The organism is Halorhabdus rudnickae, from assembly GCF_900880625.1.
Taxonomy (GTDB): Archaea; Halobacteriota; Halobacteria; order Halobacteriales; family Haloarculaceae; genus Halorhabdus; species Halorhabdus rudnickae.
In genome coordinates, this window is record NZ_CAAHFB010000001.1 from 2,268,805 (window position 1) to 2,288,495 (window position 19,691).

General features: G+C 61.9%; 19 protein-coding genes and 2 tRNA genes. 14 read left to right on the forward strand and 7 right to left on the reverse strand.

The genetic code is table 11. The features are described from left to right. Positions 1-58: 58 nt before the first annotated feature. From BN2694_RS11325 to BN2694_RS11335, 3 genes are all read left to right on the forward strand, one after another. The gene (locus tag BN2694_RS11325; protein ID WP_135665309.1) at positions 59-745 is read left to right on the forward strand and encodes a potassium channel family protein; all 687 of its coding nucleotides are present in this window, start codon (positions 59-61) and stop codon (positions 743-745) included. Between the two features lies 1 nt (position 746). After that, positions 747-977, forward strand: a complete 231-nt coding sequence (locus BN2694_RS11330; protein ID WP_135665311.1) for an Lrp/AsnC family transcriptional regulator — start codon at positions 747-749, stop codon at positions 975-977. A gap of 106 nt (positions 978-1,083) precedes the next feature. Next, positions 1,084-1,593, forward strand: coding sequence for a type IV pilin (locus BN2694_RS11335; protein WP_135665313.1), 510 nt, complete (start codon positions 1,084-1,086; stop codon positions 1,591-1,593). 111 nt (positions 1,594-1,704) lie between these two features. On the opposite strand, the gene BN2694_RS11340 is transcribed toward BN2694_RS11335, so the two are convergent. Further along, positions 1,705-2,223 carry a DUF5813 family protein gene (locus tag BN2694_RS11340; RefSeq protein ID WP_135665587.1) on the reverse strand — a complete coding sequence of 173 codons (519 nt, stop codon included), beginning with the start codon at positions 2,221-2,223 and terminating at the stop codon, positions 1,705-1,707. A 137-nt stretch (positions 2,224-2,360) separates the two neighbouring features. Between BN2694_RS11340 and BN2694_RS11345 the strand changes: the two genes are divergently transcribed. Next, entirely contained in the window at positions 2,361-3,242 is an 882-nt protein-coding gene (locus BN2694_RS11345; RefSeq protein ID WP_135665314.1) for a hypothetical protein, read from the forward strand. 243 nt (positions 3,243-3,485) lie between these two features. Here BN2694_RS11345 and BN2694_RS11350 read toward each other — a convergent pair. Next, a tRNA-Leu gene (locus BN2694_RS11350) sits at positions 3,486-3,568 on the reverse strand. A gap of 523 nt (positions 3,569-4,091) precedes the next feature. Between BN2694_RS11350 and trpD the strand changes: the two genes are divergently transcribed. The 6 genes from trpD (at position 4,092) to BN2694_RS18035 (ending at position 12,933) form a co-directional block, all read left to right on the forward strand. After that, positions 4,092-5,102, forward strand: coding sequence for an anthranilate phosphoribosyltransferase (gene trpD / locus BN2694_RS11355; RefSeq protein WP_135665316.1), 1,011 nt, complete (start codon positions 4,092-4,094; stop codon positions 5,100-5,102). Then, positions 5,099-5,737, forward strand: a complete 639-nt coding sequence (locus BN2694_RS11360; RefSeq protein WP_135665318.1) for a phosphoribosylanthranilate isomerase — start codon at positions 5,099-5,101, stop codon at positions 5,735-5,737. The genes trpD and BN2694_RS11360 overlap by 4 nt, the downstream gene beginning before the upstream one ends. Beyond that, positions 5,734-7,419, forward strand: coding sequence for an anthranilate synthase component I (trpE, locus tag BN2694_RS11365; RefSeq protein WP_135665320.1), 1,686 nt, complete (start codon positions 5,734-5,736; stop codon positions 7,417-7,419). Before BN2694_RS11360 ends, trpE begins: the two co-directional genes overlap by 4 nt. Positions 7,420-7,430: 11 nt before the next feature. Then, complete coding sequence (gene trpG, locus BN2694_RS11370; protein ID WP_135665589.1) at positions 7,431-8,048, forward strand: anthranilate synthase component II; 618 nt, start codon at positions 7,431-7,433, stop codon at positions 8,046-8,048. Positions 8,049-8,469: 421 nt separating this feature from the next. Continuing rightward, on the forward strand, positions 8,470-12,717 hold the full coding sequence (locus tag BN2694_RS11375; RefSeq protein ID WP_135665322.1) for an LAGLIDADG family homing endonuclease: 4,248 nt from the start codon (positions 8,470-8,472) through the stop codon (positions 12,715-12,717). A gap of 96 nt (positions 12,718-12,813) precedes the next feature. Beyond that, positions 12,814-12,933, forward strand: coding sequence for an HVO_2523 family zinc finger protein (locus BN2694_RS18035; protein ID WP_342210804.1), 120 nt, complete (start codon positions 12,814-12,816; stop codon positions 12,931-12,933). A 34-nt stretch (positions 12,934-12,967) separates the two neighbouring features. Here BN2694_RS18035 and BN2694_RS11380 read toward each other — a convergent pair whose 3' ends face one another. Beyond that, complete coding sequence (locus BN2694_RS11380) at positions 12,968-13,714, reverse strand: TVP38/TMEM64 family protein (RefSeq protein ID WP_244605409.1); 747 nt, start codon at positions 13,712-13,714, stop codon at positions 12,968-12,970. Between the two features lie 209 nt (positions 13,715-13,923). Here BN2694_RS11380 and BN2694_RS11385 point away from each other — a divergent pair, with 209 nt between their 5' ends. Further along, on the forward strand, positions 13,924-14,289 hold the full coding sequence (locus BN2694_RS11385) for a DUF5830 family protein (RefSeq protein WP_210408945.1): 366 nt from the start codon (positions 13,924-13,926) through the stop codon (positions 14,287-14,289). 40 nt (positions 14,290-14,329) lie between these two features. Here BN2694_RS11385 and BN2694_RS11390 read toward each other — a convergent pair whose 3' ends face one another. Beyond that, positions 14,330-15,451 (reverse strand): DUF7115 domain-containing protein, encoded by a 1,122-nt coding sequence (locus BN2694_RS11390; protein ID WP_135665327.1) that lies wholly within the window; start codon positions 15,449-15,451, stop codon positions 14,330-14,332. Between the two features lie 159 nt (positions 15,452-15,610). On the opposite strand from BN2694_RS11390, the gene BN2694_RS11395 reads away from it, so the two are divergent. Together BN2694_RS11395 and BN2694_RS11400 are read left to right on the forward strand one after the other, a co-directional pair. Next, a tRNA-Met gene (locus BN2694_RS11395) sits at positions 15,611-15,745 on the forward strand. Positions 15,746-16,506: 761 nt separating this feature from the next. Further along, a complete protein-coding gene (locus BN2694_RS11400; RefSeq protein WP_135661484.1) occupies positions 16,507-16,974 on the forward strand; it encodes a type IV pilin in 468 nt (155 codons plus the stop codon). A 249-nt stretch (positions 16,975-17,223) separates the two neighbouring features. Here the strand turns inward: BN2694_RS11400 and BN2694_RS11405 are convergent, their stop codons facing one another. After that, positions 17,224-18,255 (reverse strand): hypothetical protein, encoded by a 1,032-nt coding sequence (locus tag BN2694_RS11405; RefSeq protein WP_135665329.1) that lies wholly within the window; start codon positions 18,253-18,255, stop codon positions 17,224-17,226. 557 nt (positions 18,256-18,812) lie between these two features. Between BN2694_RS11405 and BN2694_RS11410 the strand changes: the two genes are divergently transcribed. Beyond that, positions 18,813-19,055: a hypothetical protein gene (locus BN2694_RS11410; RefSeq protein WP_135665331.1), complete on the forward strand. Its 243-nt coding sequence runs from the start codon at positions 18,813-18,815 to the stop codon at positions 19,053-19,055. A gap of 120 nt (positions 19,056-19,175) precedes the next feature. On the opposite strand, the gene BN2694_RS11415 is transcribed toward BN2694_RS11410, so the two are convergent. Both BN2694_RS11415 and BN2694_RS11420 read right to left on the reverse strand, forming a co-directional pair. Beyond that, positions 19,176-19,391, reverse strand: coding sequence for a hypothetical protein (locus BN2694_RS11415; RefSeq protein WP_135665333.1), 216 nt, complete (start codon positions 19,389-19,391; stop codon positions 19,176-19,178). Between the two features lie 57 nt (positions 19,392-19,448). Next, positions 19,449-19,691 (reverse strand): hypothetical protein (locus tag BN2694_RS11420; protein WP_135665335.1); only part of this gene is annotated, 243 nt, incomplete at its 5' end.

The following is a 19,691-nucleotide window of genomic DNA, read 5'->3' on the forward strand; positions in this document are numbered from 1 at the left end:
CGGATCGGGTTTCGCCGCCGAGGATAGCTTTATTCGTCCCCATGTAGTTAGTCGACATATGCGATTCGTTATCGTGGGTGCCGGCCGCGTCGGGTTGCGAACGGGCCGGGCGCTCCGGGAGAGCGGCCACGAGGTCGTCTTCGTCGAGACCGACTCGAAGACGGCCAAGCGAGCCCGCGAAGACGGTTTCGAGGTGATCGAGGGCGATGGCTCTCTGGAGGCGGTCTTAGAACAGGCCGACCTCGCGTCGGTCGACGTGGTCGGGGCACTCACCGGCGATCTCAACGACAACTTCGTCACTTGCCTGATCGCGGACAACTACGGCTGTCGGACTGTCATGCGCATCGACGAGGACTATCGCGAGGACATCTACCGGCAGTACGCCGACGCCGTCGACGAGGTGATCTATCCCGAGCGACTCGGTGCGATCGCCGCGAAGAATGCCTTACTGGGCGGCAACAGCGTCGCGATCGCGGACATCGCCCAGAACCTCCAACTCATCGAATTCACCGTCACCGAGACGGCACCGGTCAACGGCTACAGTCTGAGCGAACTCGAACTCCCGGCGAACGCCCGCCTGCTCGCGTTCGGCAAGCGTGAGGGGTCAGTGGATGTCCCGGATGTCGATGCCTCCCTGGAAGTCGGCGACCGGCTGGTTATCCTCGCTGATTTCGCGGTCCTGTCGGACGTCCGTCAGTTGATCGTCGGCGAGAGCACGGAATCACCCGTCATGGGAGAGATCTGATATGGTCATCGCGTACGTCATGGTCAAAGCACACACGAGCGAGGCGGATCGACTCAAGAACACCATCGCGGCAATCGACGGCGTCGTGAGCACGCACGTCGTCGCCGGCGACGTCGACCTCATCACCAAAGTCGACGTTCCTTCACCGGCCGACGTCAAGGGCATTGCCGCCTCCGAGATCCAAGATGTCGACGGCGTCGAGGACACGCAGACCTACATCGCGATGGACTGAGGCCACTCGCCAGGGTACTATACTGCGGCTGTCATCTTCCCCAAGCAGTATTACCGACTCGCGTGAACACCTACCTAGACGGATGTTTCACTTCGAGTACCGTGGGATGACCTCGGTCATCGGCATTATCTTGCTCGTCGCAGTCACTGTTATCGTCGCCGGGACAGTGACGGTGTTCGTCTTCGATCTCGGATCCGGCCTGCAACCGAAGGCGCCGTACGTCGAGACGAGTCACGAACTCGTCGGAGACAGTAGCGAACAGACGATAGCGATCACGCTCGAAGCTGGTGATCGAGTCCCGGTCGACCGCCTCTATGTGGCCGGGTCGAAACCGGTCGATATCGGCGGTGCGCCCGGGAGCGGCCGGGCCGCGGACGACGCCCACGCCAGCCCCATCGAGAACTTCACGGAAACCCCTGGCGGCACGCCACAGGTTGCGATCGGCGAGACGTGGGACGCCGGCGAGACCGTCTACGTCGATCCAAAGGGCAGCGTCGACGGCGTCACAGTGTCGGTGTACTGGATCAGCGGCTCCATCGAGGGGTACAATCCGGGCGAACCGAGCGGTGACGATTCGTATCGACTTACGTCGAAGACGATCCGACGTTCAGATTGAGCTCTTTCTCCCCACGATCGTGGCCCAGTCGGATCTCTGTGTTCTTCTGTATCCGAGCGGCGTGCCATTCCCACCCTGTCCTCTTGTCGGGCCTCGCCTGGTCGTCCCTGTTCAGAGCGGGGTCCCACCACGTTCGGCGTCACTGCCGGCTGTTTTCGCTTGATGCAGGAGGTCGGCCACCGGCGATCCGTAGTCGTAGCCGGGAACGACCCCTTCGACGTATGTCCCCTCAACGAATTCGACGATCGTCTTGGCGATTTCAGTCCCGCGCTCTGCGTCACCATATTCGAAGACGAACGTCGCCTCGGCCTGGCCGTTCTCGTCCGTGACGTCGTACTCTTCGAGGTCGACCTGGCTTCGCGTGGCCATCGTCGCGTCCTCGAGCCGTCGCTCGTACGTCTCGAACCACCCCTCTTCGACCGCCGGGCCGACCACTTCTGCCTCGACGGCCTCCCGGAGCATCGGTGCCCGAACCGTCACCGTGAATCGGTAGCCGAAGTCGTCCGCTTCAGTCGCCGTCACCGTCGCGTCGAAGACAGTCGTCGTCACATTGTACCCCTCCTCGGCGGGTTCGAACGCCTCGTGGTCGTCGAACGCAGAAACGACAGCCTGCGGTAGCGTGTCAGTCATCGCGTTCTCGTAGGTTTGGAGGCCAAAAAAGCACGTCGCGTGAGTCGTTGCCATCCTGTGTTCTCGCTCGCAGTCGTTTTCCGGGCCCGAAATGTGAACCACAAAACCCATACCTGGTTCTTGTGACACTATACCATATGAAACGCCGCCCAGCCCTCCTCACAGCCCTGGTCCTCCTGATCGTCGGTCTCTCGGGGTGTTCGGCGGCCGGGTCTCTCTCCATGGAACCGGCCCCGAACGCGACGGCTATCGCCGAGCACGCCTCGATCGACGTGACCGATCTCGACGACGAATCGCGTCGACTCGCCGTTGGCGCCGTAGATGGGGCAGGCCCCACTGTGACGGACGACCATCCCCCGTTCAGGCCCGACCGACCGGTCGCGGTCGACGGGACGTACTACACCGTCACCTGGTCGGCGGTCGATTCCCGAGAGGTCCCTCTGTTTGTCCTCACACTCGAGAAGAACCCGACCAACACGACTGGCGAATCTATCGCGTATACGGATCTCCCCGCTGTCGATCGCCGTGCGCTTCCCGCCCCCGATTCGAGATTGATCACGAACGACGGTGACATCGGGACCCAGGCCGTCTACAACGAGAGCGAACAGGCGGCCTCCGTGCTGGTTTCGGAGCCACGCTACGAATTGGTCGAGTTCGAAGACCGGACAATCCGTATCACAGTAGACGGACCAACACCGAAGACGATCTACACCTACCGATACGACGCGTCACCGGTGGCCAACAGCAGCGAGGACTTTGCCAGCCGGCTCGAAGCGGACTATCTGTTCACCCTGTCGAATCTCACCTCGGACGAGCGATCGATCGTGACCGAGGCGATCGGTGACACCCACTACGTAGACGACGAAACTGACGCGTGGACACGCCTCGTCCGACGATTCGAGGCCGAAGATCCCGTCTACGCCGTCGACGCAGATGATCCCGAGTACGTCGACGGCGAATATCTCGTCCGCTACGACGGCACGGTCTACTGGGCCGACATCGACGGCTATACGAACTGAAAAATCGAGGGAGGGGAGTGAGCAACCGCGACGCGTTTGCGAACATCGATCGACGCACCGCGCCGATCGGGATTCGAACCACGGTCGCTCCCGTTCGCTCGTTGCACTCGCTCACCTCCCGCTCTCTGATTCGAATCCCACTGCTGCATTTGCTGCTCGCGATTTGCTCGCAGTAACGTGCTCACGGCTCGCTCCGCTCGCCGTTCGTATTTCGGAGACACTCTCTTCGTTCGTGTCTCCCTATGCGAGGGAGGGGATTCGAACCCCTGGACCCCTTCGGGAGCGGGTCTTAAGCCCGCCGCCTTTGGCCGCTCAGCCACCCTCGCGCACTTTGATGATGAGACTGCACGGGGAATGTCCCTTACGGTTCGACAAGACTTCCGGACCCGAATCATTGCGGTAGAAATCACTTGTTCATCTCCCCAGTGGATTACCGTGGCCTCCGGTCCGTTCGCCATTGCTACTCGCGGTTTGCTTCGCTCACTGCTCGCAATCGTGGAGACATTCACTCCGTTGGTGTCTCCCTACTCACGACTCGCTCCGCTCGCCGTTCGTGGTTTTGGAGAGTTCCTTTCGTTTGACCACCCCGTTCGAGGGAGGGGAGTGAGCAACCGCGACGCGTTTGCGAACATCGGTCGACGACCGTCGATCGGAATTTGTATCGCCGGCCCCCTTCGGTACCGGATGTTGAACCCGCCGCTTTTAGCCGCTCTCCCTCCCGTACGCATCACCGTCTGAGCCCGACAGCGGAGCATCGGTTCCGCTACCGATCGACGTCTCACGTCGCCGCGCCCGATACGCTTAAGTTGTTGTACGAAGTTGTACATTACAACCCGAATAAGTACAACAATGTCTACGCTACAGTCACACATCGAGCGCGTTACCGAGGGCGAGGACCTGACCGTCGAGGAGGCCAGAGAGGCATCGAGTGCCGTCTTCGAGGACGCCACGGAGGCCCAGATCGGCGCACTCTTGAGTGCGCTCCGGGCGAAAGGCGAGACCGAAGCCGAGATCGCGGGTTTCGCTCAGGGGATGCGGGAGGCCGCCCGAACGATCGATCCCGATCGCGACCCACTGGTCGACATCGTCGGGACCGGCGGCGACGACTACGACACGATCAACGTCTCGACGACGAGTGCTATTGTGGCTGCCGGGGCGGGCGTCCCAATCGCCAAGCACGGCAACTACTCCGTCTCGTCGTCATCCGGCAGCGCCGACGTCTTGGCGGAGGTCGGCGTCACCGTCGACGCTGAACCGCCGGCCGTCGAAGACGCCATCGAGAGCGCAGGGCTCGGGTTCATGCTCGCGCCGGTCTTCCACCCGGCGATGAAAGCCGTCATCGGTCCTCGACAGGAACTCGGGATGCGGACGATCTTCAACATACTCGGCCCACTGACGAACCCCGCCGACGCGGACGCACAGGTGCTTGGCGTCTACGACCCCGATCTGGTTCCACTGATCGCCCGCTCGCTCGCGCATATGCCCGTCGAACACGCGTTGGTCGTCCACGGGAGCGGTCTCGACGAGATCACCGTTCACGACGAGACCACCGTCGCCGAAGTCGACGGCGAGTCCGTCGAGGAGTACACGCTTGTCCCCGAGGACATGGGCGTCGGTCGGCACGATATTGCCGACGTGGCGGGTGGATCGCCCGAAGCAAACGCAGATGCCCTCCGCGGAATCGTCCGTGGCGAAGCCAACGGCGCGAAGCGAGACATCATCCTCGCGAACGCTGGCGCGGCGATCTACGTCGCTGGCGAGGCCGATTCGATCGAGGAGGGCGTCGAGGTCGCCCGCCAGGCCATCGACTCGGGAGCGGCCGGCGAGAAACTCGCCGGTCTCCGCGGCGTGGTCGCATGACGCGCGTGAAGATCTGTGGGCACACCCGGATCGACGATGTCCGGGCCAGCGTTGCGGCCGGCGTGGATGCGATCGGTGTAATCAGTGAGGTCCCAGTCGAAACGCCGCGAGAAGTCTCTCACCAGCGGGCCACCGATCTCCTGGCGGCGGTCCCGCCGCTCGTCTCGGGGGTGCTCGTAACGATGCCCGGGACTGTCGAGGCTGCCCGCGACCTGATTGACGCCACCGAACCGGACGTCGTCCAGGTTCACGGAACGCTCGGTCCCACCGAAATCGACGCACTCGCGGCAACGATCTCCCAGTCAGTCCTGGTCGCACTCGATCACGATACTGACCTCGACGCATATGCCGACGCCGCCGACGGACTCGTCGTCGACTCACTGGATGAGGCCGGCGGTGGGGGGACCGGCCGAACCCACGACTGGGAGCAAACGGCCGAGGTGGTCGAATCCCTCGACGTGCCGGTCTTGCTGGCCGGCGGACTCACCCCCGAGAACGTCGCTGATGGCGTCGACACCGTTCGACCGTTCGGTGTCGACACCGCAAGCGGCGTCGAGTGCGAGGGTGGCATCAAAGATTACGACGCCGTCGAACGATTTGTCGAGCGAGCCACGGAATCGCGGGTGGTCGCATGACGGACGCCGTCTCCGGAAATCAACTATCGCTGTCCCGCGAGGAGTTCATCGAGCTGGCCGACGCCGAGGATCCGGGGGTCATCCGCGTCGCGATTGAACTGGATGTCGAGACCGAACCGCTTGCCGCCTACGCGGCGCTGACAGGACGAGAGTCCACGACCGCTACCCACGCCGACACCAGCGATGTCGGAACCGATGCTGGCGAGTATGCCTTCCTGCTCGAAAGCGCCGAGAAAGTCGCCTCTAGCGATCCCAACGGTGCATTCGCGCCCTCGACCGACGACCGCCACGCCCGCTATTCGTTCGTCGGTTACGATCCCGTCGGGGTCACGACTGTCGATCCTGACGGAACGACGCTGAACGTCCTCGACGATCGATACGCCGACCTGCTCGAACTCAACGGCGGGGACGTTCTTGATGACCTCCGGGCCGTCCTGCCCGATGTCGAGCGCCGTGGATTCCCGGATCACGATCGCCAGACACTGTCGGGCGGGCTCGTCGGCTTTCTGGCCTACGAGGCGGTCTACGACCTCTGGCTCGACGAAGTCGGAATCGACCGGCCGGACTCGCGGTTCCCGGACGCCCAGTTCGTGCTCGCGACCAAGACGCTGGTATTCGATCACGCCGCCGGGACCGTCTCGCTGGTGTGTACGCCCGTCGTCAAACCCGGGGAAGACGCCGACGTGCGGTACGACGAACTACTCGCCGAAGCCCAGCGCGTCGAATCGTCGCTGCGCGACGCAGGCGATCCCGAGACGGGCGGATTCGCCCGCGTCCACGAAGACGCCGGGTCACCCGAGGAGTACGAACAGGCGGTCGAGCGCGCAAAGGAGCACGTCCTGGATGGTGACATTTATCAGGGCGTGATCTCTCGCAAGCGAGAGCTGTACGGCGACGTCGATCCGCTCGGACTGTACGACTCGCTGCGCTCGATCAACCCCTCGCCGTACATGTACTTGCTGGGGTACGACGACACCACGATCGTCGGCGCGAGTCCGGAGACGCTCGTCTCAGTGGGGGGCGATCATATCACGTCGAACCCCATCGCAGGCACGTCCACCCGCGGGACCAGTCCCGTCGAGGACCGCCGACTCGCCGGTGAGATGCTCGCCGACGAGAAGGAGCGCGCCGAGCACACGATGCTCGTCGATCTCGCGCGCAACGACGTCCGCCGCGTGGCCGAACCCGGCAGCGTCCGCGTCGAGGAGTTCATGAACGTCCTGAAGTACAGTCACGTCCAGCACATCGAGTCCACCGTGACGGGCACGCTCGCCGACGACAGCGACGCCTTCGACGCGACGCGGGCGGCCTTCCCCGCGGGGACGCTCTCGGGCGCGCCGAAAATCAGGGCGATGGAGATCATCGACGACCTCGAAGCCGACCCGCGCGGCATCTACGGCGGCGGTGTCGGGTATTTCTCCTGGAACGGCGACGCCGATTTCGCGATCGTCATTCGGTCAGCAGCAGTCGAACACGGCGTCGACACATTCAACGGGACCGACGAGGATCGAGCGTGCGACCGGATCACCGTCCAGGCCGGTGCAGGGATCGTCGCCGACAGCGATCCAGCACGCGAGTACGAGGAGACCGAACAGAAGATGGGCGGCGTGATCGACGCGCTCGAACGGATCGAATCGTCGAACCGCGACACTGAGGCCCCGATCGAGGAGGTGTCCCGATGAGCGACTCTGACATGGTCGCCGCGAGTGACCCATTGGCTGACCCGGACGAACTCGACGTGCTGTTCGTGGACAACTTCGACTCGTTTACGTACAATCTCGTCGAGTACGTGTCCGAACACGCCAGCACGACCGTCGTGAAAAACACCGCCTCGCTGTCGGCCGTCCGGGAAGCCGACCCGGACGCGATCGTCATCTCGCCGGGGCCGGGCCACCCGAAGAACGACCGCGACGTCGGCGTCACGACCGATGTGTTGCGGGAACTCAGCCCCGCGGTACCGACCCTGGGCGTCTGTCTCGGGCTGGAAGCCGCCGTGTACGCCTACGGCGGGACGGTCGGCCACGCCCCGGCGCCGATCCACGGGAAAGCGGCGTCGATTTCCCACGACGGAGCAGGGGTCTTCGCCGGTTTCGACCAGGGGTTCCAGGGCGGGCGGTATCACTCGCTGGTCGCCAGCGATGTCCCAGATTGTTTCGACGTGACGGCGACGACCGAAGCCGCGGACGGGACGGAACTAGTCATGGGAATCCGCCACCGCGAGCACCCCATCGAGGCGGTCCAGTTCCACCCCGAATCCGTGCTGACGGCTGTCGGCCACGACGTAATCAGGAACTTTCTCACAGCGTTGTGAGGATCGATCGCGGCCAGACCCTTCGGACGGTCAATCAGACACCGACCGAGTCGTTCGTGGCCGGGTGTCGTCACGTCCGATCGGACCCATATCGGCCACGCTACCCCCTTTCGTTTCGGCTGGGCGTTCCGGTCCACTCTGGCGGATAGTTGGGTCGACGTATCACTTTCACTCCGATCTGGGAACCCTTATGTTCCTCCCCGTCGTTGCTCCTCAGCGTACGCGAAGACCCCGACAGATGGGGCTTTCGCGATGACGTATCTTTCCCGTGACATTCACTGGGAACGCATGCGAACGACCAAACCAAAGGGATATCCCGCAGCCGAGCTAATCGAATTCCGACACAAATGACACGAGCGAACGTACTATCGAGGGGACGGATTGCCGGCCGATCGCCCGCGTCGTCCGGGGGGGCCGAGAAGTGAGCGACGCCGAACTGACCGCGGACGAGGTGACCTTGCCGATCAAGCGCACCGACGGCGATACGCTCGCCGACCGACTAACTGACAATGCTTACCACAACATTCTTCCGGCACGGTACCTCCGGAAGGACGCCGATGGCGAGCTTGTTGAGGGCCAGGAGGACCTCTTCGAGCGGGTCGCCAAAAATATCGCCCTGGCTGAGGCCGTTTACGAGGCACGCAACGAGGACATCGAGGTCACCGTTACACCGGGGCAACTCAAACCCGACCACCCTCGGCGTGACGAACTCGCCCAAGAGGTCTTCGGGAAAGGAACGACTGCCCAGGACGACGCCGAAACGACGCTTTCGATCTACAACGTCAACAAGTTCTCCTACGAGACAGTTGTTCCCGAACTCCCCGCGGATGTCCGCGAGCACGTCGAGGATACCGCTGCGGAGTTCCAACGCCTAATGGAAGACCTGTCCTTTATGCCGAACTCGCCGACGCTGATGAACGCCGGCGACGAACTCCAACAGTTGTCTGCCTGTTTCGTCGACAGTCCCGAGGACGATATTGACGACATTCATCAGACAGCAAAAGAAGCCGCACAGGTGTTCCAGTCCGGCGGTGGCATGGGTTATGCCTTCTGGCGCCTCCGGCCGTACGGCGATGCCGTCGGCTCGACTGGCGGGATCGCCTCCGGGCCGATCACGTTCATGCGGACGTTCGACCAGATGTGCGAAACCATCGCCCAGGGTGGCGCCCGGCGGGGTGCCCAGATGGGCGTCATGCGGGTCTCTCATCCGGATGTCATCCAGTTCATCCACGCCAAGAACAAGGACGTCTCTCTGGCTCACACGCTGCGGCTCAACGATCCCGACGACTTCACACACACGTCCTTTGCCGACGCCCTGGAGGAAGCTCGTGAACTGATCGACGACGAGGGCAAGGTCCCCGAACACCTCCGCAACGCCGTCGAGGGCCACCTCTCGAATTTCAACATCTCGGTGGGTATCACCGACGAATTCATGGAGGCGCTCCAGAACGGTGAGGAGTTCACCTTCACGAACCCACGGACGGGCGAGGCCCACATTGTCACCGAGGAGACCAAAGAACTGTACGATATGTTCGGTCTCGGCGAGTACGTCGAGGTCGGCGAGGAACTGTCCGTTCCCGCCGAGGAACTCTGGGACGACATCGTCGAGGGTGCCCACGAGAACGGCGAACCCGGCGTGATCTATCTGGAGCGCGTCAACAAGGAGCACTCCTTCGACGTCGAGGCCGAGCCGGATCACCAGATTCTCGCGACGAACCCCTGTGTCACAGGCGATACGCTGATCAGTACTGAAGACGGTCTCGTCCCGGCTGCAGAACTGTACGACCAGGGCGTCGCACGGGATGTCGTCGTCGACGGGCGTCTGAGTGAAGATCGCGTTAAAGAAGCCAGCAGCGTGTTCAAGACTGGCGAGAAGGACGTCTACGAACTCACCACGGAGGAAGGATACGAACTCCGTCTGACTGCCGACCACCGGATCATGACCGACGACGGCTGGGTCGAGGCCCAGAATCTCGAACCCGGGGACGCCGTTCACATCCAGAACCGAAAGGGCGAGTTCGGTCAGCACGGGTCGGCCGAAGAGGGACGCGTCCTCGGGTGGCTCGTCGGCGACGGTCATCTCAAACACGGCGAGGAGCGCGCTGTGCTGAATTTCTACGACGAAGACACAGCCGTTTCCGAGCAGTTTGCCGACGACGTCAACGAAATCGTTCGTGAACCGCTCGGGAACGCCGACTACGAGGTTGGTGTCAGCGATATCAGTCGTGATGACGACTATCGCGGCGCGCAGGCACTCGAGCAGCGCATCCGATCGGCGCGTCTCTACGAGTACGCCGAGGAGGCTGACCTCGTCGACGAGAAACTGCAGGTGCCCGACGCCGTCATGCGCGGCAGCGAGGAGATGGCCCGCGGGTTCCTGCGGGCACTGTTCAGTGCTGATGGGGGCGTGCAAGGCAACGTCGAGAAAGGCGTCTCAGTGCGACTGGCGAGCGTCGATGCCGACTTCCTCAAGGACGTTCAGCAATTGCTCCTCAACTTCGGTATCGCCAGCAAGGTCTACGAGGACCGGAAGGAGCCTGGAACCGTCGAACTGCCCGACGGAACGGGCGACACGGCCGAGTACAAGACCGAAGGATTCCACGAACTCGTCGTCGTCAAGGACAACCTCGTCCGCTTCCGTGAGGAAGTCGGGTTCCTCCTCGACAGCAAAGACGAGGCCCTCGAGGAGCGTCTCGCGAACTACGATCGTGGCCCGTACAGCGAATCCTTCGAGGCGACGGTCGAATCAGTAGAGGCCGATGGACCCGAGGCTGTCTACGATCTTACAGAGCCGGATACGCACTCGTTCGTCGCAAACGGGCTCGTCACTCACAACTGCGGCGAGCAACCCTTGGAGGAGTACGAGGCCTGTAACCTCGGGCACATCAACCTCTCGACGGTGGCCGACACCGATGCGCCGGACTGGCGTGTCTGGGCTGACCGCCACGCCGACAACTACGACGACTTCGAGGAGGCAATCGATGCCTACCTCGAAGAGGCGATCGACTTCGAGGAACTCGATCACCGCATCGAGATGGGGACGCGGTTCCTCGAGAACGTCGTCACCATGTCTGACTTCCCGGTCGCAAAGATCGAGGAGAAGGTCCGGAACATGCGCAAAATCGGGCTGGGTATCATGGGCCTGGCACAGCTGTACATCCAGCTTGGCGTCAAATACGGCAGCGAGGAGGCAGACGAGATCGCTCGTCAGGTGATGCAACACATCAACTTCGAGTCCAAGTGGACGAGCCACGAACTCGCCGAGGAGCGCGGCTCGTTCGCCGAGTGGGACGACTCGAAGTACGCCGACCCCACCGAGTACGACGAGTGGTTCGAGCACTACGTCGGCGAGGACGCCGACGACTTCGAAGACGGATTCGAGATCCGCAACCACAACACGACCACGATCGCGCCGACCGGCACCACGTCGATGGTCGGCAACACGACCGGTGGGTGTGAACCCGTCTACAACGTCGCCTACTACAAGAACGTCTCTGATGACGTCCAGGGCGACGAGATGCTGGTGGAGTTCGACGACTACTTCCTGCGGGTCTTAGAGGAGAACGACATCGACGTCGGGGCCGTCAAGGAAGAGGCCCAGGAACAGATGGCCACAAACGCCTTCGACGGCGTCGAGGGGCTTTCGACGGTCCCGGATGCCATCGGTGAACTGTTCGTCACGACCGGCGATCTCTCGCCCAAGCAGCATGCATCGATCCAGTGTGCGCTGCAGGACGGCGTGGACTCGGCCATCTCCAAGACCGTCAACGCGCCCAACGATTCGACGCTCGGGGACGCCAAGGAAGTCTTCGAGTACATCTACGAGCACGGTGGCAAGGGCGTCACCTATTACCGCGACGGCACCCGCAGCAAGCAGGTGTTGACCACGCGCGCTGAGAACACGGACTTCGCCGACATGGACGAAGACGAGGCCGCCGAGGCGATCGTCCAGCGGATCGACGAGGTCTTCGGCGGGCTGGAGGCGTTCCTCGACAACGAGGACGTCCGAGAGCGACTCACGGCGGACATCGAGGAGCTGCTGGACGGCGACACTGCCCGCCAATACGCCGAGAAGAAGCCCCGCCCCGATCAACTCCACGGCGTCACCCAGCGCATCGAGACGGGCTACGGCAAGCTCTACGTGACGATCAACGAGGACCCCAAGACTGGCGAACCCTTCGAACTGTTCGCCAATACGGGACATTCGGGCGGGTTCACCAACTCTTTCACCGACGCGCTGGCGAAGACGATTTCGGTGGCGCTCCGATCGGGTGTCGACCCCTACGAGATCGTCGACAAACTCCAGGGCATCCGGTCGCCGAAGGTCGCCTGGGACAAGGGCGAGCAGATCAACTCCATCCCCGACGCCTTCGGGACGGCCCTGCGCCGGTACCTCGACGACGAGATCGACCGGACCTATCCCCAGCAGCGGACTTTAGAGGAGACGGCCGACGAGGATCTCCCCACCGAGGAGCAGGCCGCCCAGTCAGGCTCGGTGGACCGATCGACCGACGGCGGTTCGGCGGCGGCAGAGTCGACAACGCTTGAGGACCAGCAGGCCATCATCGCCAACGGTGAGAGTCCCGAGTGTCCCGAGTGTGGTTCGATGTCACTGTACTACTCCGAAGGCTGCAAGACCTGCGAGTCCTGTGGCTGGTCGGAGTGCTGACCGCCTGCTGAACTCACCCGTTACTTCGCTTCCGGTTCGTTGCTTCGCTTTTCCGCCTCCCGAACTGTCAAGCGTCCACTCGCCAATCGAACTCGTATGGACGACCACGGCGGCCGCCCCTGTCCACGCTGTGGCCGCCCGCTGTTCGAGCGCCACTGCAAGTACGTCTGTCCGGTTCACGGCGTGGTCTATGACTGTGCGGACACGTTCTATTGAGGTGAGTCGGTCGCGGCGGCGACTGTCTGCCCCGTCAGGAACTCAGCGAGTCTAGACTCGGGAGTCGATCCTGTTGCTGGAGGTGGCGGATCGCCGGGCCGGCCAGCACGAGGACGCCCAGCGCGGCCGTTCCGGCGAGCAGCGGGAGACCCGTTGAGGCGCCCTCTAGACTCAGCGTTCGCATCGACGATCCGGTCACTACCCCCGCGACGACCCACGGAATCTCCCCGAAGAAGGTCCCGAGGACGAAACCCCGCATCGAAATCGTTGAGATGCCAGCGCCGTAGGAGATCACGTCCGCGGGCAGCGGGAGCAATCGAGCCGCGACGACCCCACGGAGTTCGCCGATCGCCGCGACGACGTCCTGACTGCGGCGGTGGAGACGACCGAATACGCCCGTTTCCCGCGGTGCGCGTCTGGCGAGCAGGTACGGCGGGATACAGGTACAGACCGCTCCGAGAAGCGCGACAGGGACGCCAAGCGTGACGCCGAGTCCGTACCCCGCGAGGATCGAAAGCAGGGAAATCGGCCACAGTAACAGCGGCCGGACGGCATACAGGCCGGCCAAGACGCCGACGAGCGCGAGGGGCGATCCGGCGACCGTCTCGGCCGCCCCGAGAACTGTGGCGGGCGAACTCGCGAGCGTCGCGACGGCTGTGAAGCCGAGGATACAGGCGATCGCCACGACCTGCCGACGGACCGCAGAGTGCATCACCAGACTGTGGGGGCGAACCTGGCAAACTTCTTGTGGTCCCATCGTTTCCCGGTCGGGTTCGTGCATGGCGCGAACCGCTCCCGGCAAACAGGTGGTCCACGCGAACGCAGTGAGTGTGGGCTCGGGACCGCTTGCGCTCCCGGTGGTGAAAAAGGCCGCTTCCGCCGTTTTCGACGGCTCCGGCGGAGTAACGTCTCGCTTCGCTCGCCGTCAGTCCAGCCCGCCTTCCACTACGAAGGCCAACGATTCTTGGCGTCGAAGCACCAACCGCACCTGTGGACGAGACCAGCGACCCGGTGGAACTTGGCGTGACACTGCTTGCGAACTTCGAGGACGCCGAGCTATCGATGGCCGAGGCGGTCGACCGGATCGAGACGATTACGACCGATCCACATCTGACGCACGAGATCCTGGAGACTGCCGAGCGTCGCGGCATCATCGAACGCGAGTCGGGACTCGTCCGACCGACGACTGGGCAATACGTCTCATTCGAAAGCCAGGTCGTCACACGCGAGGGTGATTTCTCCTGTCAGCGTTGTGGCGCAGGACTCTCGACGGGACACTTCATTCGCTTCGAGGACGACCACGAATTAGGGCCGTTTGGGTCTTCGTGTATTCGGAAAGTGACGGGCCGAGAGTGAAGAGTCCGGCAAGACGGGCGCTCGCTGAGCGTCTCCTCGATCACTGCTCGCGGAGTTCCTCGACGAGCTGTTTGATCGCGTTGTGTTGTTTCTTCAGGAGCTGGTTCTGGCGTTTGACTGCGGTCGAGAGTTCTCCGACCTGTTCGCGCAGCGCGCGGAGGTCTTCCCCGGCGGCGACATCCGCGTCTTCGAGGACTGTTTCCAGCGCTTCGGTTTCGGGCATCGGGTTCGACGGGGTCGAAATGTCTCGTGTCTGTTGGGCGTCCCCGTTCGTCTCATCGTCGGTACCGGTCGTCGAAACAGCGGTTTTTTCGGGTACGTCAGTTGCTGTCGCGGTCGTCTCCGTTGTCCCGGTCGCGTTCGTCTCCGTTGTCTCGCCGGTCTCCACCGTAGCGCCGATGTCCGTGTCGATGAGTCCGTCGTCCTCGTCCTCGTCCTCGGTTACCAGCGGCTCGATACCCGAGCCGAGAGTAAGGTCGTTTTGATCGTTCCCGGTCGATTCTTCGATCTCCGCCGCTTCCTCATCGACGCCGACGACGCGTCGCAACTCCTCGAAGGAAGCCACGTCGTAGAACCCGAAGACGGCCGTCTTGACGGTCTCTTCGACGAGGCGAGCGTCGTCCCGGGGGATCTTGATTCGCTGGGGGCGGCCATCGATCGAGACGACCAGTTCCGTGGCGACGCTGCCCTCTTCGAAGGCGATGTCAGTCACGTTCTGGTAGGGATAACTCTCGTAGTCGTCGGCCCAGACTGTCCCGCCGATGTGTCTGACGAGGCGCTTCTCGGCGACGATCAGCGTCATCTCGCTGAACCGGAAGGCCCCGACGATCGACTCGTCGCCGTCGATGACTTCGTCGGCTCCGAGGATCCCCTCGAGGAGCAGCGTGAGGACGTCACGCGTGTAGTCGGTCGGGACCGAAAACGAGCGTGTTTCGTCGAAGTAGTCGACGTGGAACTTCGACTTGCGGCGTCCTTCGGATAGTTTGAGACGATCAGCCTCGTGCGGATAGGAATCGACACTCTCGTCGCTGATCAGTCCCTCTGAGCGATAGATGATAGTTCGCGTGGGCGTCAGACAGACCACGTCTTCGTCCCCGATCGACACGCCGGCGAGGATATCCTCGTCCCCGAGTTCCTGCCGGACGAGGCCTGGTATGTCCATGCTCAAGCTGTACTGGTCCGAGGCTATAAATCCGCGGGCTTCCCGTCACAGGACCGATTATATTCCGATTGGTGCGACCCAACCGACCTACGAGCCGTTGCCCTCGGGTGGACTGGAGATGAGAAGGTTAAAGACGACCCTCACGCAACAAATGGGTGCGCCCGGGTGGCTTAGCTGGACATAGCGCCGCACTCATAGGGTCTTCCCACGTGTGCGCCATCGCATACCCGTCGGGGTTCGTGACCCCGGACCTGGGTCATGCGGAGATCGAGGGTTCGGAGCCCTCCCCGGGCATACTTCACTCGTGGCTCGCGTCGGCGAGTCACTGCTCTAAGGATGCGCTGCGGAGGGCGGAGTACCCGTGAGGATCTGCACGAGCGCTAGCGAGTGCAGATGAGGTCAGACGCCGTCTGGCCGTCGTTCGGAACCCTCTCCGGAGAATCATATATGAATCTATATACATGCGTAGAATCGACAGCAAGCGGTGTGTCTGTTCCTGTCGGATACGCGGGGGTGCGTCGGCGTGAGCCAGGCCGTCGCTCTGGACGTCCCGACGCGGTCGAAGTTCGGCCTTGACGCGACCGTGGAGGCGCGGGCTACGTTGAATGTGGGGCTCTGTTTAGGAGAGTTTCAAACCATCGCCCACGCGCAGTGCTCCGCGGCCGTAGCACGTGTGAAAGCGTGTTGACACGGATCCAGGGGGGTGGTCGAGCAACACGCCAGGGGGCACCGTCTCCCGTGCCTCCGAACCCGTCCCGCGAGGGACGGGAAAGGTTCCTCCTTGCGGAAGACCGCAGTCATCGACATACCCGTTGTCCGGGCAGCGGTCGGTGGGCGCGGTCGCAATGTTAGGGACCGGAAGACACCCGGTCCAAGTTAGGCTGGGGGCTGAACGTTTGTTAAACCACCGGGCGATTTGCAGAATCACTACACAGCGTCGCATTTTCAGTGTTTGAGAATGGTATCAGACGGGCTTTTAACGAGCGTGAAAACGCCGTTCGACGGCGAACGATTCAATTGGATTTTTATACTATCCTATTGAACGCTCGGTTGCAATGTTCGATTCAGCGAAAGAGTTCCTCCGTTCGGAGGACCGTGGTGTATCGCCAGTTATCGGCGTGATCTTGATGGTCGCGATTACGGTCATTCTCGCGGCCGTGATCGCGACGTTCGTCATGAACATGGGGCCGAGTGAAGAGACCCAGCCCAGTGTCCAGTGGGAATGGAATGCCGACAGTGAGAACGTGACTCTCTCACACACTGGCGGTGACGCCGCGACAGCGAGCCAATTCCTGCTTGAAACCGAAAACAATGGATCGGCCACGCTGGACCAATTCTCCGGCATCAGTGAAGAGCTAACAGCTGGAGACAAAGTCGTGATTAATGCAACCGGTACTGACGGAGAACTTTATGGCACCTTCAGTGGGACAGACGTTGACGCAAACCTGAACTCAGAATATACTCTGATCTGGGAGAACCCGAACAGCGATCAAACGCAGGTCATCACTGACTTCGAACCCTGACGTAGCGGCGTAGCAATCGTCTTCTCGCGGTTTTTATCGCACACCAGCGACCACGTGATAGCTCGTGCCACGCGGCTGCGCTTCGCGGAGGTGCAGGCGCTTGTCGGCGAGCGCACGCAGTACTCCGGCCGCGAAGATAGTTCTCGGCTACGAAGTTCCAGTGTTCCTGACTGAGGTGGTCTGAAATGGTAATATGCTACTCTCAGAGCATGTATTCGCGTCGTGAACGTATAGCCGAGAGAAATTCCATTACGAGATAATGAACTGTTCGACCTTCTCAGCAGCGATCGATATGCCTTGCTTGACCTTTTGAGTCTGCATCTGCCGTTCGATTTCACTCTCGCGAGCGCCGTCAAACAGCGCGTTGAGGAACTCTCGGATCTCGTCCGGATCATCGAGAATCCGGTCCTCAATAATACCCGACTCGATCATCGCATACGTTCCATCACTGGGATCAAACGCGTCAGCAGTCAAATCCAGATCCCGAACGCCCAATTCCTTCTCGGCGACAACGAGTGCCGGGTAGTCGTCGATGTCGAATCCACCGACCAATGCGTCCCATAGCTCGGGTTTGGTCCGATCTCGATCGATAATAGCGACCTCAAGTTGCGCCCGATTCCTCCCAAGCAGGGTTAACGCGTTGTCGAGGTGTTTGTACTTGCTGTCCGATTCTGTGAATTGCGCATCAGTGAAGTAATAGAAGTAGGCGTTGGTCTCACGCTTCGGGAGTTGCCACAGGGTGTGGGGTGTCGGCGTGAGGGATTCTCCGACTGTTTCCGGTTTTTGATCAGCGGGTGGGAGCGTTTCGAACTCAGTCTTTGTATCCGGGTCAAACAGAGCGTCCACGTCGAGATCCGTTGCCGTCACGTAGTCCTCGTAATTGTGATAGACGTACCGGAGGAGATCCTGGATTGGTGTGTTATTGTATTCGCGCTTGATGTCTTGGACGAGATCCAGCGCAGGTTTCCGTACTTGGGTACGAACGAGATCCCGAGCTTTCTGCAGCCCGGCTGTAGTGAGACCGTATATCTCCCGGGGCTTTCCGAGTTCGTTTGTTTGAATGTCCCGAGTTACGTATCCGTGTTCGACTAGCCGGTCGAGGTCGGAAGCCAGCTGGGCGGAGAATGGCCCGTATCGATCCGCACGGAACGAATAAATTGTTTCCAGATCCGTCTCCTCCTGAGCGAGGAACACCAACTTTTGGAATCGTGTGGCACCTTCGATCGCCTTGCTTTCGTCAGTATAGAGCAACAGAAGCGGAAGAGCAAGGGGCTCGGACATGGATTGTCTTGAAACGGTGTGCGTCGGCTTAGTCAGTCAACTGGGTTAAATCCCGGTGATGATACCCAACGATAGACTAACTATTTCGACCAGTCACAGCACATCGAGTTCTGATGGATTGGTTTCTCGGATACAAAAGTGCTTGTCGACAACCGCATACAATACTCCGGGCACATGCCCTGAGTAGATCGTCGAAGACATCATCCGATCGAACCGCGGGCGATTTTCGACGTGATCGAGGAGTACGACGCCGTTGCAGACGTGACGTTCCTGTTGGACGCCCGGACCGGGGAGTTGGACAGCGATCGCGACGCCCAGACACTGGACCGAAGTGGTGAACGGCGCTAGCTTCGTATTGCGGGTTCGATCGAACGGTACTATCTGCCCGCGATCTCGGAGGCCGACATCGAGCGGACGATCGCCGCGATTGCGAGCGCGTATAATACGGCGGGCGGGCACGTCCGCGTCGATCGCTTCGGCAGTGTTGTTTTGTGGATGGGCTTTGTGGCGACCGGTATGCCGGATTTCAAAGTTGAACTGGAGCGAGGGGACTGGCAGTGTTCGGCGGAACTGTCTTGGTTATTGGGACACTCGCCGTTTTTGACGCGTATGCAACGATGCTGCAGATCACCGAGACCGGTGCCGTAGGTCAAGCGCTCGCGCAGTCGCAGTACGACAGTGCGACCCAGCAGTTCGTTATCGGTGGTGCAGGTGTCGCCTTTGGGTTGACGATGGTGATAATTGCCGCGGCGATCATCATCGAACATCGTCTCAAAGAACTGCTGGAGCAGGCGAGTTAACCGGTCGCGGGGGCCTGAAAGTCCGTGCCACGCGGCCGCGCTTCTCGGACGTGCAGGTGCTTGTCGGCGAGCGCGCGCAGTACTCCGGGCGGGCGCGTGTCTGTGAGAGTGGTGTTGGTGTCACTCGGCGTCAGTCTCGTCGGCTGCTGTCGCGGTGGCGACCGCGCTCTCGATGCCCCGGAACAGGCCGTGGACCGCGATGAACAGCCCGAGCACGAAGACCACGCCGAAGATGAGGGCCTCGTCCGCGTAGGTGGCCGTCGTCGCAGCGTTGAACATCAGTAGCGAGAGGACCATGCCGGTGACGACTTCGAGGGCAGCGGGGACGTGGGACATGCAATGCTGTTCTGTCACGGGGGAAATGTTGGTTACGCTTGATAGTGCGTCGTGTGGCTATCGGGTGTCGGTCGGCCCGCGCCAGGTCGGGTCGAGTTGGGTGTCGAGTGCGTCGCGGAGAAAATCGTGTTCGGTGGCGAGTTGGTCGGCGAGGACCCGGGCGCGGGTGGCGCATGGGGGTTCGCGGTCGACGTAAGTGAGTTTGGCGGCGCATTCGTCGAGGGCCTGGACGATGAGGAGCCAGTCCTGGGGTGGAGATCGGGCATCGGCGGGGGTCGGGTGCGGGCTGGTATTTGAAGG